The organism is Methylophilus sp. 14, from assembly GCF_015354345.1.
Lineage (GTDB): Bacteria > Pseudomonadota > Gammaproteobacteria > Burkholderiales > Methylophilaceae > Methylophilus.
This window is the reverse complement of record NZ_JADKYS010000003.1, coordinates 339,846-353,558: the sequence shown is the minus strand read 5'-3', so window position 1 is coordinate 353,558 and position 13,713 is coordinate 339,846. Positions and strand designations below refer to the sequence as shown.

Below are 13,713 nucleotides of genomic sequence, written 5' to 3'. Positions count from 1 at the left end.
AATTGCTAATCAAGCCTAACGCTTATTTCTTTGTCAGACGCTGCCAGGTCGCGACCACAGTGTCAGGATTCAGGGAAACAGACTGAATCCCTTCTGCGACCAGCCACTCAGCAAAGTCTTCATGGTCAGAAGGACCCTGACCACAAATACCAACGTATTTGCCTAAACGGTTACAGGTGTTGATTGCCATTTTCAGCAATACTTTCACCGCATCGTTACGCTCGTCAAAACCGTCAGCCAGGATACCCGAGTCACGGTCCATCCCTAATGTCAGCTGTGTCAGGTCGTTAGAGCCGATAGAGAAACCATCGAAATACTCCAGGAACTGCTCAGCCAGCAACGCGTTGGCCGGGATTTCACACATCATGATCAGGCGCAGGCCATTTTCGCCGCGCTTGAGGCCGTTGGCAGCCATGATTTCAGTCACGGCACGTGCTTCTTCCAGGGTACGTACGAATGGGATCATCAACTCAACGTTGACCAGGCCCAGTTCATCACGGACTTTTTTCATGGCCTGGCATTCCATGGCAAAGCACTCTTTAAAGTCTTCTGCCATATAACGTGCCGCGCCGCGGAAACCGATCATTGGGTTTTCTTCGTCTGGCTCGTAAATGTCACCACCAACCAGTTTTTTATACTCGTTAGACTTGAAGTCTGAAGTACGTACAATCACTGGTTTTGGATAGAATGCTGCCGCAATGGTGGCAACACCTTCAGCCACTTTATCAATGTAGAACTGTTTCGGGCTGGCATAGCCACGCGCACGGTTCTTGATGGTGGCCTGCATGGCTGCTGGCATGGCATCCACATTGAGGATAGCTTTCGGGTGTATGCCTACCATGTTGTTAATCACGAACTCCAGGCGCGCCAGGCCAACACCGTCGTTTGGTGTCTGGGCAAAGGTGAATGCCATGTCCGGGTTGCCCACGTTCATCATGATCTTGCAAGGTGGTTTTGCCAGTGCGCTGTTCGATTGTGTAGACACTTCGAAGTCCAATGCGCCGTGGTAAACAAAACCGGTTTCGCCTTCAGCACAAGAAACTGTGACCATTTCGCCATCACGCAGCAGGTCAGTCGCATTGACAGAACCTACAATCGCCGGGATACCCAGTTCACGCGCAATAATCGCAGCGTGGCAAGTACGGCCGCCACGGTTGGTCACCAATGCGCTGGCACGTTTCATCACTGGCTCCCAGTTAGGATCAGTCATGTCGGCCACCAGCACGTCACCTGGTTGTACTTCATGCATCTCTGCCGGATCCAGCACGATACGCACCGGGCCCACGCCTACTTTTTGTGTCACGGCACGGCCAGCCACCACAGGCACTGAAGAGTGCTTTTGCAGCTTGAAGGTTTCTGTCACGTTTTTCGCCGCTTCTTGAGACTTCACAGTCTCAGGACGTGCTTGCAGAATGTACAGTTTGTTATCCAGGCCGTTTTTGCCCCACTCGATATCCATAGGGCAACCATAGTGTTGCTCAATGGTCATGGCGTAACCGGCTAATTCCAGAATATCGGCATCGGTCAGGGAGTAGCGGTTGCTTTCTGCCGCATCTACATCCACCGTGTGGGTAGATTTACCCGCTTGGGTGGCGTCAGAAAACACCATTTTGATCAATTTGGAGCCCATGGTGCGACGCACGATGGCTGGCTTCCCTTGTGCCAGCAATGGCTTGTGTACATAGAACTCATCCGGGTTCACAGCACCTTGCACCACAGTTTCACCCAGGCCATAGGATGAAGTAATAAAGGCAACATCACGGTGACCAGATTCAGTGTCAATGGTAAACATCACACCGGCACAGCCAATGTCTGAACGCACCATTTGTTGTACGCCTGCAGACAGGGCCACATCTGCGTGTACAAAGCCTTTGTGTACACGGTAGGAGATTGCACGGTCGTTATACAAAGAAGCAAATACTTCTTTAATCGCATGGTTAATGTTGTCCAGACCATGGATATTCAGGAAAGACTCTTGCTGGCCAGCGAAAGACGCATCTGGCAAGTCTTCTGCCGTGGCAGAAGAACGCACCGCAAAGGTAGTGCCTTGTGCTGATCGTTCAATCAGTTTGGCATAGTTTTCAGCAATCGCTGTCTGCAGTGCTGGTGGAAACTCGGCTTCCATGATCCACTGGCGGATCTGTGAACCAACGCGGGCCAGCTCTTGAGTATCGTCTGCGTTCAGCTTGTCCAGCAAGTCATTGATTTTGTTGTTTAATCCACCTTGCGCCAAAAACTCACGATAAGCATCCGCCGTGGTCGCAAAACCGGTAGGTACGCGTACGCCTTTGGCGGTGAGTTGAGAGATCATTTCGCCTAGAGAAGCGTTTTTGCCGCCTACAGACGGCACATCAGTGTTTCGTAGATTCTCAAATGGAATAACATGACTTACCATATAAAACCCTTAATTATTTTAAAACTGGTGATAATCTATCGCGGAGTGCAATGGATTGAATTCGATAAATAGAGGCTGTCTACCGGACATCGTCTGATTACAGAATGACTTTTATATCGGGCATTATGCCAAAATCATGTTTTAATGTCACGTCGCCGTGAGGGTGGCATTTCATTTTTTTTAGCATCCCTATAATAAAACGCCATGAATGCAGTTATTCCCGCAGAGCGCACGGTCAGTGTCACCACTTACGGTCGCTTACATCTCGGTTTTTTTAACCTGAATCAGCAGACGCAGCGCCAGTTCGGCAGTGTCGGTGTTGCCATTGATGCATTTCAAACTTCTCTTAGCCTCACCCCTGGTATTCAGTCGTCACCATTGGACCCTTGGGCTGCCGCCATTTTGCGGCGACATCTGGATGCACACCAGCTTGCAATAGACCTGAATGTCAGCATACATCAGGCCATCCCACGTCATGGCGGCTTGGGATCGGGCACGCAAATGGCCTTGGCGCTGGGCGCGGCGGTGAATAGTTTACTCGGGCAACCAGTCGATGCAGCGCGGATTGCAGCCGTTCATCAGCGTGGCGCACGCTCAGGCATCGGTATTGCAACCTTTGAGCATGGTGGACTGGTTGTCGATGGCGGACGCGGACCAAATACTGTAGTACCGCCCATGCTGGTGCAGCAGGCGTTTCCTGCGGATTGGCACTTTTTACTGATCATTGATAATTGCCGTGATGGCTTGCACGGGCAGGGCGAGAAAACAGCTTTTAAAGAACTGGTGCCGCCCACACTGGCGGCGACGCAGGCAATTCAGCAGCAATTGTTAAGTGAGGGGCTACCTGCCTTAATGGAGCAGGACTTTGCAGGATTCAGTGCGTTTTTAGGGGATTTGCAATCATATAATGCGGATTACTTTGGCCCCGCACAGGGCGGCGCCTATGCCAGCCAGGCGGTGGGCAATATTTTACAGTCGCTCAAACAGCAGGGATATACCGGCATCGGCCAAACCTCATGGGGCCCGACCGGTTTTGTGCTGTTGCCATCGCGTGCGGAAGCGGTGGCCATGCAAATGCAATTGCTTGAAACTTATGCCGGGGAACCTGCCTTGGGTTTCCTGGTGACCGCTGCCGTCAACCAGCCAGCCAGCATCACGATAGAAGATGTGGCAAATTAAAACTTTTTAAGATAATTTTGAAAAGTTATGATTTTCACGGTCTACTCTTTATTTTGAACTGGTCTGGAAATGTGTATATTGGCAGAAGGTATTGTTAACACACTGTTCCGGGGGGAAGAATGAAAAAAACCAGTATTATGCATTTGTTCACTGCAGCTAAAAACGCCAGTCCATTCGATGTGAATATGGCGTTTGATGCGGGCTATGAAAAAATCATCTCCTACACTGATGTCACCTTGAATGAAATTGTCGCGCTGACACAAGATGCGATCTTTTCACGTAGTCCTAGCGGTTTAAAGCAGCAGGCCTTATTCTTTGGCGGCCGCGATATCCAGGTTGCGCTGGAAATGCAAAAACAGGCACGCAGTGCCATGTTCAAACCATTTGAGTGCCATACGTTCTCTGATCCTTCAGGTGCTTTTACCACCGCCGCGGCCATGCTGGCCAAAGTTGACTTTTACCTGCAAAAATCCGGGAGCGGCTTGGGCAAGGAAAAAGTAGCCATTTTTGGTGCCAGTGGTACGGTCGGCTCTACCGCCGCCCTCATCGCCGCACGCCAGGGAGCGACAGTATTCATGGTTGCACACGCGGGTGTGGAAAGCATGCAGGCTTATGTAGATAAATTATCCTCCAGTTATGACGTCAGTCTGCAAGTGGTAGATGGTAGCAGCGAGGCCGCAAAAATTGCCGTATTGAATGAGGCAACGGTTGCTTTGTGTGCGACACCGGCCGGGATTCGCGTATTGGAAGTAAAACAGTTTGCCAACTCCAAATCATTAAAAGTGGTTGCTGACGTCAACGCGGTACCACCGTCTGGGATTGAAGGGGTGGATACCTTTTCTAATGGTGGCCTGATTGAAGGCACACAGGTGGCCGGGTTTGGCGCCTTGGCGATTGGTCAACTGAAATATGTGACACAAAACAAATTGCTGGAGCAAATGTTGCAAAGCGAAAGCCCGATGCACATTGATTACCACCAGGCTTATGAGTATGCCTGTGCTCACGTAGAATAAGGTCATTCTTGCGGCTGGTCATTTTGTCTCATAGTGCGCGTATCTATAGCCAGATCGCGCAACAAGAGGGATGGCGTGTACTGGCCGTGGATGCATTTGCGGATAGCGATACACGGCTAGCCGCAGAAGCGGTATATCAATGGCCAGGGCTGTACGGGCAACATGACGGCGATGCATTGACCGCGTTATTTAAGGTGCTGGACGCATATCAACCGGAAGCCGTACTAGTGGGCTCTGGCTTTGAAGCCAACCAGGCGGCGTATGCCGCCTTGTTTGCACGCTACAATGTTGCTGGAAATACGCCTGACACGGTTGGTCGTGTCAAACATCCGCAATGGTTAAAAGCTTGTTGCGATAGGCAAGGCGTGCAATCGCCGCTGATCGCTGAAAGCAAGCCTGTAGCTGGGCGGTGGCTGTACAAGCAGGCCGGGCAATGTGGCGGCAGCCATGTGCAAGATTGGCAGGCGGTGAGTCATGCAGATGCATCAGGCTACTGGCAAGCATTTCAGCCAGGGCAGGCAGTGGGAATATTATTTGCGGCACAAGGGCAGGCAGCGACATTGATTGGTGTGCATGCGCTCAAGCAACATGTGAATAGCTATGCTTATGCCGGTGCAACGCGCTTACATGAGGCTGCGTTGTATGCTGCTGCAAACACGCTGTTACAGGCGTTAGTGCCAGCGTTGGGCTTGGTGGGCATTAATAGTATTGATGCCATTTGGCATGAAGGCACTTTGCATGTCATAGAGGTCAACCCAAGGTTGAGTGCCAGTATGCGCTTGTACAGGCATCTGCCATTGATACAAATGCATATGGCCAGTTGCCAGCATCAAACCATGCCGGTATTGCAATCGCAAACGACGCATGCGAGTCATTGCATTGCGTATGCGCGAAAAGAGATTGATTTAAGCCAGTTTAGTTTACCTGACTGGCTGGAAGACCGGCCCAGCGGCGGTATGATCGCTGCCGGGCAGCCCGTTTGCAGCCTCTATGCAGAAGGGCACTCAGACAGCGAAGTGCTACAGGCTTTGCAGGACAGAAAAACACGATTAGAAACATTATGGGGGACTTATGTCTGTGACAGCATCGAATTCAACATCCATTAGCGTTCAACAATACAGCGCACCGTTGGTCGCACATTTGATCGCCAACGCACCAGCCCTGGGCTGTGCGGTATCTACCCACGAAAGCGGTGCGACCATTATCGACGCCGGTATTCAGGTGCCAGGTGGGTTAGAGGCGGGGCGTATTATTGCCGAAATCTGCATGGGCGGACTAGGGAGTGTCACTTTGCAACAAGTGCCTCAGTTTGCCAATTGGCCACTGAGCGTTGTCGTGACGGCCAAACAGCCAGTGATTGCGTGTTTAGGTAGCCAGTATGCCGGCTGGGCATTGTCACACGAGAAGTTTTTCTCACTGGGTAGCGGCCCGGCACGCTCGATTGCGCAGCGCGAAGAAGTGTTTAAAGACATTCACTATAGCGACAAAGGCGAACAAACCGTCTTGGTGCTCGAAACTGATAAAGTGCCGCCGGTGCAAGTCATTGAGAAAGTGGCCAGGGATACCGGTTTGCCAGCCGATAAGTTGACCTTTATCCTGACACCGACACGCAGTGTTGCAGGCTCTTTGCAGGTGACTGCGCGCGTACTCGAAGTGGCGCTGCACAAATGCCATACCCTGCATTTTGACCTGGATGCGATTGTTGATGGTTATGGCGTTGCGCCAGTGCCTGCCCCCTCACCAGACTTTATTGTCGGCATGGGGCGCACCAATGATGCCATCCTGTTTGGCGGCTTCGTGCAGTTGTTCGTCAATGCTGACGATGCAGCAGCAGAGCAACTGGCCAAACAATTACCTTCTTCTGCGTCTAAAGACTATGGCCGTCCATTTGCTGAAGTGTTTAAAGCCGTGAACATGGACTTCTACCAGATAGACCCAATGTTATTCTCGCCAGCCAAAGTCAGCGTGACCAACCTCAAGTCCGGCAAGACATTCTTTGCTGGTAAATTTAATGAAGACCTTTTGAATCAGTCATTTGGCGGTTAAACTTAAAGTCTTATAAAAATCATTTTCACGCGGGAATCAATGCATGCCATGCACTGTTCCCGCGTGATTTCTTTAGAGCTGACATGAAGGTTGTTCCTATTTTCACCGACGAAGTCGCCCAAGCAGGCGGCTGGCACGGACAGTCATTGGCGCAGGCATTTGCGCGGCGTGGCTGGCAAGCGTTGATGGTCTCCTTGGATAGCTGTTACGTCAGCATCGTCAATCAGTCGGTGCAAGTGCATATTCCCGGATTAACGCAAGCAGCGCCTATGGCGTTTGTACGTGGGGTCGCTGCCGGCTCCACGCAGCAAATCATTACGCGCATGAATCTGTTGCATACCTTGCAACGGCAAGGCATGACGATTTACAACCATGCCAGAGCCATTGAAACGACCGTCGATAAAGGCCTGACCAGCCAGTTGCTGGCAGAGCAGGGCGTCGCAACACCGACGACCTGGGTGTGCGAGCACCGGCACATTGCGCATGCGCTCATGCAGCAGGCGCTGGATAATGGAAAAACACTGGTGATCAAGCCGCTGTTTGGCTCACAGGGCAAAGGCGTGCGATTAATTGAACAGCGCGCGCAATTTGCGCTACCGCAAGATATGTTTGTCGATGGCGTTTATTATCTGCAAGAGAAAATTGATTGCGGTGCCTACCAGCATGATTACCGGGTATTTGTGGTGCGTGGCGAACCGATTGCCGTGATGAAGCGGCAAGGGGATAGCTGGTTGCACAATGTGGCGCGTGGTGCGCGCTGCACGGCCTGTGATGAGCTGGATGTGGCTGACATTGGCGTCCTGGCTGCCAAGGCAATAGGGATTGATTATGCTGGCGTGGATGTGATGCGTGACCGCGATGGCAAACTGTGGGTGATCGAAGTGAACAGTATTCCGGCCTGGCGCGGCCTGCAAACAGTGACCAGCGTAGAAATTGCCGATGTGTTGGTGAATGATTTATTGCTGCAGGCGGATACAGCTAGGACCTTGGTATGACGACTTTACTACAACAGGCCTACCAGCAAGCGTGCTTAGCGGAGCTGGAAGCATTAAAACCCGGCAATGTACATATTTTTGCCGACGGCCATGGCATGCAGGTGCAGGACTTTATTAGCAGTGCCGAGGTGTCGGCGCCAGCCTTATGTGATGACACTATATTTGGTGTACGCAGCTTGGGTCAGCGCATTTTGCACGCCTTGCAAGCCACCCACGCAAAAGTGGGATGTAATACCAATTTGGGAATCATCCTGCTTGCTGCGCCAGCCGTACAGGCCAGTTTGCAATATCCCGGGATGGCACTGCAAGCAAGCTTGCAGCAAGTGTTGCAACAAACAACGGTGGATGATGCGGCCCTGGTATATGAAGGTATCCGGCTGGTCAGCCCAGCGGGCATGGGCCAGCGCGATGAGCACGATGTGGCACAGGCACCCCAAATCACCTTGCTGGAGGCCATGCAATTGGCCAGCGGGAGCGACATGGTGGCGCGCCAGTATGTAGATGGCTATGTCCAGATTTTTTCAGCCGCCATACCTCTTTACCATGCGCTGTGTCAGCGCTGGCAGCGGCCAGCCTGGGCACTGACGGCGGTTTACTTGTATTGGCTGGCCAGCGTGCCGGACAGCCATATTGCCCGCAAGTATGGGGCGGCGACAGCCGCAGAGGTCCAACAGCTTGCTACCACGCATTACCAGGCTTTTCAGGCGCTGGAGAATCCCAAACACTACATGCCGGACTTGCTGCAATGGGATGCGGTGCTCAAGCAGAATAAGCTCAATCCGGGTACCAGTGCCGATCTCACTGTGATCACGGCCATGCTCTCACAGCTGGCAACAAGCAATCCTGCCGGTTTCTCTTAAGTCAGTCGGCATAGCTGAGGTATACTGCATGGTTTTAATGCACGTATTATCAGGAGGATGCCATGACCGACCAAGTGCTCACAGAACAGGAACTGCAACAGCATTTAACTGAGTCTTTACCCCATTGGGTCTTTGAAGACGGCTGGATACGCCGCAAATACAAAACCAATAGCTGGAAAGGCACACTGATGGTCGTCAATACCGTCGGTCACCTGGCTGAAGCCGCCTGGCACCATCCTGATTTAACCGTTTCTTATGCCTTTGTCATCGTCAAACTGTGCACGCACAGCGCCAAAGGCATCACCATGAAAGACATCGAACTCGCCCGTAAAATTGAAGAAGTCGTGCAATGGCAACCACAATTACAAGCCGGATCAGCCCTGGAAGGCACGCCGCAGAGTGACTTACGCTTTAGCTACGTTAAATACGATTAATCCAGTTGATACCTGCTTGTTGATGCTCCACGCTGTATGACCGCCACCCATTTGCCGCCAGCCATCTTCTTAATGGGCCCCACCGCCAGCGGCAAAACGGCGGCCACCATTGCCTTGTGTGAACGCTTTCCCGTCGACATCATCAGTGTCGATTCGGCATTGGTCTATCGCGATATGGATATCGGCACCGCCAAACCGGATGCCGACACATTACGCCTGGCGCCGCATCACTTAATAGACCTGATTTCGCCGCTAGAACAGTATTCTGCCGCGCAATTTGCTAAAGACGCCTTGGCGCTGATGCACACGGCGACGGCAAACGGTCGTATCCCGGTGCTGGTCGGCGGCACCATGCTGTATTTCAACGCTTTGCAGCATGGCCTCAGCGATTTGCCAGAAGCCGATGTCGCTATCCGCGCTCAGATTGAAGCTGAGGCAAATGCCTTAGGCTGGCCTGCGATGCATGCGCAATTGGCCAGCATCGACCCGGCCGTGGCGGCGAAGATACATACCACCGACTCGCAGCGTATTGAGCGTGCATTAGAGGTCTACCGCATTAGTGGCAAACCCATGAGCGTATTACGCGCCCAATCGCAAAAAATCTCACTGCCTTTTAATATCCTTAAACTCGCCTTGATGCCCAGCGAGCGCAGCGTGTTGCACCAACGGATTGCGCAACGTTTTCAAAGCATGCTAGAGCAGGGCTTTGTCGATGAAGTAAAACACCTGTTGATTAAATATCCGCAATTAACCGTAGATAGCCCCAGTATGCGCTGCGTCGGCTACCGCCAGGCGTTACAATATTTAAACGGCGACATCGACTTACCCACTTTGGGAGAGCATGGCGTCTACGCCACGCGCCAACTTGCCAAACGCCAGCTTACCTGGCTACGCGGCATGGACGATGTGCAGGTGCTGGATTGCTTGCGTGAGGATTGGGTAGCGCAGGGATTAATAATGATACAGCAGCATACGCCGTCATAAAAAAACCGGACATTGTCCGGTTTTTTTATTATCTAGTAAGCGCCATCTTGGCCGACGATGGTTAACCAGGCCGTTTTTGCCACGATGAGCATATCCAGACGAGGACTCCAGTTACGCAGGTACTCAAGGTCATAGTGAACGCGCTGTTCCATTTTCTCTAAAGTATCCGTCTCACCACGGAAGCCGTTGACCTGTGCCCAGCCAGTAATTCCTGGTTTCACTTTATGCCGCACCATATAGCCTTTAATCAGCTTGCGGTATTCTTCGTTATGGGCAACCGCATGCGGGCGCGGGCCCACCACACTCATACGGCCTTGCAGCACGTTAATGAACTGCGGCAGCTCATCCAATGACGACTTGCGTAAAAATGCGCCCAACGGCGTAATACGCTGATCATTCCTGGTCGCTTGAGTCACGGTGCCGCCATCTTCCGTCACAGTCATCGAGCGGAACTTGTAGACAAGAATTTGTTGCCCATCCAGGCCATAGCGGCGCTGCTTGAAAATGATAGGGCCGGGAGAGGTGAGTTTTACTGCCGCGGCAATCCCTAACAAAATCGGCGAAATCAGAATCAGCACAAACAGCGAGAACAAGATGTCTGCTGTACGCTTAATCAGGCCATCTACACCAGTAAAAGGCGTTTCACATACCGAAACTACAGGAATACCATTCACATCAGAGACTCTGCCTTGAATCAGGTCGGTGACAAAAATATCCGGTACAAAGTAAATAGAGGCCGTCGTGTCTTTCAAATCATCCAGCAACTTCAAGATGCGAGGATGGCTGGACATTGGCAGCGCAATATAAATAGTATGAATTTGATGATCTTTGCAGTAGGCCGGGATATCTGTCAACGCTCCCAGAATGTCAAAGCCGTGGTCTTGCGGCGTACGCTCGGGTGCCCGGTCTTCAAAGAAGCCCAATACATTTACACGGCTATACTCGTCTGCCAGCAAGTTATTGGCAACTGCCAGACCCTGCTCATTGAGGCCGATAATCACAGCATTTTTGGTTGGGCCCTGCAGGCTGATAAAAAATGGTGACAACTCCTTGAGCGCGGTCAGTGCCAGAATTTGTGCAATCGGCGTACCGATTAACCAGGTATATATGATTTCAGGGGTGTAAAGCGTGATATAGCCTGTGATGCGGGCAAAAATAAGGACCATGCCAGCCAGTAACAGCCATTGAAAAATGACATCCCTGACCATCTTCCAGAAGCCGAGGCGAATTTTTGCACCACTGGGAAAGGTGACTGAAAATAACAGGATGGAGGTAAAAAAGATGGAGATAGGGATTCTATCTTCAAAATAAATAAAAATGCCCCACATGAAAAATACTAAAACGAGAGGCTCTACAATAGATTCAACGAAGTAAAGCGGGCTTCTGGGCCCTGAGGATAACCCTGAGATGGTTCTGATTGGCGGCCTGATAGTTTTTTTCATAATTATTTAATTCAAAATAGCACTCTGAGTGTAACTAAATTCAGCCTTAACGGCAATCAGCGAATGGCCATTAAAAATCAGTGCCGATGTCATATAAATGTCTTGGTCGTCAAGGTAAACTAAGTAGTCGCTTTTGCTGATTATGCAAGTATTACTAAAAAGTTAAATTTCTCTAGCATTAAATGTATGTTTACGGGTTAGAATGTATCCAAACATCAATTTACTGTTGCTTAAACAAATGTCATCCTGCAAGCAATCTCCCAAAGTAAAAATTAAACGCTCCATCCATTACTGGCTTACACTTAGCCTGAGTGCACTGCCATTAACAGTCACCGCTGATGAGTTTGATACGATACAATTTAGCACTTCCATCAACAGAGCTTATGATGACAACCTGTTTAGGGTTAAGAATAATCAAAGTTCTGACCAGATTACAACCTCTACAGCAGGTGTTAAGCTAGATAAAACATATTCATTACAAAGATTTATTGTGGATGTGTCCTACGTTGACTATAAATATCAAACCAACGACTTTTTGGACTTTGAAGCTTTAAACTATGATGCAAAATGGCTATGGTCTTTAACGCCCTCTCTAACAGGTAGCTTGACCACCAGCCGCAATAAAACGTTAAATGGATTTAGTGACTTTCGATCGTTCACGCAAAACATCAGAACAATAGATATTAGTCAATTTAGAGCGGAATATTCACCATATAAAGTTTGGGCTTTGATTGGTGGTTTAACAGAGACTGATGTGACAAACAGTCAAACTTTTAATGCAATTGCTGAATATAACTCAACGGCTTTTGATTATGGCGCTCGTTACAGTTTTGCATCTGGGAGTAATTTAAGTTTTCTTGGGCACAAGCGAAATGGTCAATTTGATCGAGCATTGAACTCATTCTCACTATTCGATAATGGCTTCAGTGAAAATGAGTATGAGCTGGATTTTGTTTTAAAAGCTACAGGCAAAAGTAACTTGAGCAGTAAGTTGGCACATCTATCACGTGATTATGACAACTTTACCGTTAGAAATTATGATGTGTGGATCGGATACATAAAGTATGACTTACTTCTGACTGGAAAAATCAGAGCTAATCTTGACCTTACTAGAACTGCGAGCCCATTTGAAACAAACTACAGCACTTACAGTGTTACAGATTCCGCAAATATCGGTTTAAGCTATTTATTTTCAGATAAAATTACTTTTATGCTGAATGGCCGGTTGGCTCAGAGAGACTTTAGGCAAGGCATCACTCCTGGTTTGGCAAACAGGAGTGATGATGAACAGAGTGTGTCGGGTTCGGTGACATGGAGGCCAATAAAGAATATCGGCTTTACTCTCAGTTCTATCAAGTCAAGTAGAAACGCAAGTTCTGCTTTTAACAATTTTGATTACGACGATTTGACGACCAGTTTGATGGTTGATTTGAAGATTTAAACTGAAAATCTATTGGTAGCATTTGAATAGATAATCACTTCAGAATGAAAAAAATAATTACAAATTTCTGTCTTTTGATGCTGGCAAGTTGTTCCGGGCAAAATAATCCTAATCATGGCTCTCAAGTGTTAGCCACGGTGAATGGTGATGAAGTCACTGCGTTTGCCTTGCAAAGCGAACTTAAAGGCGCGCAGCAACATGAGAATGATCAGGATGCCGCCCGGAAGTTACTGGCGGGTTTAATCGATCGCCAATTGCTGGTGCAGGAAGCGATAAAGCTTGATCTGGAAAGAACGCCTGAAGTAGTGCAGGCGGTAGAGTCTGCAAAAGCAAAAATTTACGCTCAGGCCTATTTGTCCAAAAAGCTGGCGAAAATCGCAACAGCATCTGAAAGCGATATCAACACATATATTGACTCGCATCCTGAAAAGTTCAGGCATCGCAAGGTGTTCAAAATGCAAGATGTGGTTTTCTCAAACGATGTTGCATCGCTTGATTTGGCTTCGCTGGAAAAAGACGCTGTCACTCTGCAGGATGTACAGGCCGCATTAGACACCAAAGGTATTCATTACGAAACCGGGGCTAGTCAGTTCGTGACGGATAGATTGCCAGAGCCAGTGCTCAGTAAAATAAAGTCTATGAAAAAAGGTGATTTACTTTTTTTGCACAATCACAATAATATTATTGTAAAGTCAATCGACGATATTACTGAGCAGCCAATGTCAGCAGAGCATGCACATTTGCTGGCGGAGAGATTGCTTAACCAGCAAAAACAGCAGGCATTTATTGCCAAGGAAGTTGCCAGACTAAAAGCGCTTTCCAGTATCGAAGTCGTGGATGCCAAACTGAATAAGCAATGACACGTAGCGAATCATTTAAGTTATAGTGTGCTGTAGGTCCGTTCAGTAATGCATTATTATCGCC

General features: G+C 49.5%; 12 protein-coding genes. 10 read left to right on the top strand and 2 right to left on the bottom strand.

Annotation, left to right across the window (positions count from 1 at the left end):
* Positions 1 to 22: 22 nt before the first annotated feature.
* Positions 23 to 2,395 (bottom strand): phosphoenolpyruvate synthase, encoded by a 2,373-nt coding sequence (gene ppsA / locus INP78_RS09980; RefSeq protein ID WP_194742031.1) that lies wholly within the window; start codon positions 2,393 to 2,395, stop codon positions 23 to 25.
* Positions 2,396 to 2,599: 204 nt separating this feature from the next.
* Between ppsA and INP78_RS09975 the strand changes: the two genes are divergently transcribed.
* The 8 genes from INP78_RS09975 to miaA all read left to right on the top strand — a co-directional run bounded on the left by INP78_RS09975 (position 2,600) and on the right by miaA (position 9,906).
* Entirely contained in the window at positions 2,600 to 3,574 is a 975-nt protein-coding gene (locus tag INP78_RS09975) for a hypothetical protein (RefSeq protein WP_194742030.1), read from the top strand.
* Between the two features lie 119 nt (positions 3,575 to 3,693).
* Positions 3,694 to 4,587, top strand: coding sequence for an NAD(P)-dependent methylenetetrahydromethanopterin dehydrogenase (locus INP78_RS09970; RefSeq protein WP_194742029.1), 894 nt, complete (start codon positions 3,694 to 3,696; stop codon positions 4,585 to 4,587).
* 23 nt (positions 4,588 to 4,610) lie between these two features.
* Positions 4,611 to 5,693, top strand: a complete 1,083-nt coding sequence (locus INP78_RS09965; RefSeq protein ID WP_228522797.1) for an ATP-grasp domain-containing protein — start codon at positions 4,611 to 4,613, stop codon at positions 5,691 to 5,693.
* Positions 5,659 to 6,633: a methenyltetrahydromethanopterin cyclohydrolase gene (gene mch, locus INP78_RS09960; protein ID WP_194742028.1), complete on the top strand. Its 975-nt coding sequence runs from the start codon at positions 5,659 to 5,661 to the stop codon at positions 6,631 to 6,633. Before INP78_RS09965 ends, mch begins: the two co-directional genes overlap by 35 nt.
* Positions 6,634 to 6,716: 83 nt before the next feature.
* On the top strand, positions 6,717 to 7,628 hold the full coding sequence (locus tag INP78_RS09955) for a RimK family alpha-L-glutamate ligase (protein ID WP_194742027.1): 912 nt from the start codon (positions 6,717 to 6,719) through the stop codon (positions 7,626 to 7,628).
* Entirely contained in the window at positions 7,625 to 8,488 is an 864-nt protein-coding gene (locus tag INP78_RS09950) for a triphosphoribosyl-dephospho-CoA synthase (RefSeq protein ID WP_194742026.1), read from the top strand. Before INP78_RS09955 ends, INP78_RS09950 begins: the two co-directional genes overlap by 4 nt.
* Before the next feature lie 62 nt (positions 8,489 to 8,550).
* Positions 8,551 to 8,922 (top strand): 4a-hydroxytetrahydrobiopterin dehydratase, encoded by a 372-nt coding sequence (locus INP78_RS09945; protein WP_194742025.1) that lies wholly within the window; start codon positions 8,551 to 8,553, stop codon positions 8,920 to 8,922.
* A 36-nt stretch (positions 8,923 to 8,958) separates the two neighbouring features.
* Complete coding sequence (miaA, locus tag INP78_RS09940; RefSeq protein ID WP_194742024.1) at positions 8,959 to 9,906, top strand: tRNA (adenosine(37)-N6)-dimethylallyltransferase MiaA; 948 nt, start codon at positions 8,959 to 8,961, stop codon at positions 9,904 to 9,906.
* 32 nt (positions 9,907 to 9,938) lie between these two features.
* On the opposite strand, the gene INP78_RS09935 is transcribed toward miaA, so the two are convergent.
* Positions 9,939 to 11,234: an undecaprenyl-phosphate glucose phosphotransferase gene (locus INP78_RS09935; protein WP_194742023.1), complete on the bottom strand. Its 1,296-nt coding sequence runs from the start codon at positions 11,232 to 11,234 to the stop codon at positions 9,939 to 9,941.
* 316 nt (positions 11,235 to 11,550) lie between these two features.
* Here INP78_RS09935 and epsL point away from each other — a divergent pair, with 316 nt between their 5' ends.
* Positions 11,551 to 12,789 carry an XrtB/PEP-CTERM-associated polysaccharide biosynthesis outer membrane protein EpsL gene (gene epsL, locus INP78_RS09930; protein WP_228522796.1) on the top strand — a complete coding sequence of 413 codons (1,239 nt, stop codon included), beginning with the start codon at positions 11,551 to 11,553 and terminating at the stop codon, positions 12,787 to 12,789.
* A 44-nt stretch (positions 12,790 to 12,833) separates the two neighbouring features.
* Positions 12,834 to 13,649: an EpsD family peptidyl-prolyl cis-trans isomerase gene (locus INP78_RS09925; protein ID WP_194742022.1), complete on the top strand. Its 816-nt coding sequence runs from the start codon at positions 12,834 to 12,836 to the stop codon at positions 13,647 to 13,649.
* The last annotated feature ends 64 nt before the right edge of the window (positions 13,650 to 13,713 follow it).

Excerpts from the sequence above, each read along its gene's own strand:
- INP78_RS09970 (WP_194742029.1), top strand. The coding sequence starts at position 3,694 with ATGAAAAAAACCAGTATTATGCATTTGTTCACTGCAGCTAAAAACGCC.
- miaA (WP_194742024.1), top strand. The coding sequence starts at position 8,959 with ATGACCGCCACCCATTTGCCGCCAGCCATCTTCTTAATGGGCCCCACC.
- epsL (WP_228522796.1), top strand. The coding sequence starts at position 11,551 with ATGTATCCAAACATCAATTTACTGTTGCTTAAACAAATGTCATCCTGC.
- ppsA (WP_194742031.1), bottom strand. The coding sequence starts at position 2,395 with ATGGTAAGTCATGTTATTCCATTTGAGAATCTACGAAACACTGATGTG.
- INP78_RS09945 (WP_194742025.1), top strand. The coding sequence starts at position 8,551 with ATGACCGACCAAGTGCTCACAGAACAGGAACTGCAACAGCATTTAACT.
- INP78_RS09925 (WP_194742022.1), top strand. The coding sequence starts at position 12,834 with ATGAAAAAAATAATTACAAATTTCTGTCTTTTGATGCTGGCAAGTTGT.
- INP78_RS09955 (WP_194742027.1), top strand. The coding sequence starts at position 6,717 with ATGAAGGTTGTTCCTATTTTCACCGACGAAGTCGCCCAAGCAGGCGGC.
- mch (WP_194742028.1), top strand. The coding sequence starts at position 5,659 with ATGTCTGTGACAGCATCGAATTCAACATCCATTAGCGTTCAACAATAC.
- INP78_RS09950 (WP_194742026.1), top strand. The coding sequence starts at position 7,625 with ATGACGACTTTACTACAACAGGCCTACCAGCAAGCGTGCTTAGCGGAG.
- INP78_RS09935 (WP_194742023.1), bottom strand. The coding sequence starts at position 11,234 with ATGTGGGGCATTTTTATTTATTTTGAAGATAGAATCCCTATCTCCATC.
- INP78_RS09975 (WP_194742030.1), top strand. The coding sequence starts at position 2,600 with ATGAATGCAGTTATTCCCGCAGAGCGCACGGTCAGTGTCACCACTTAC.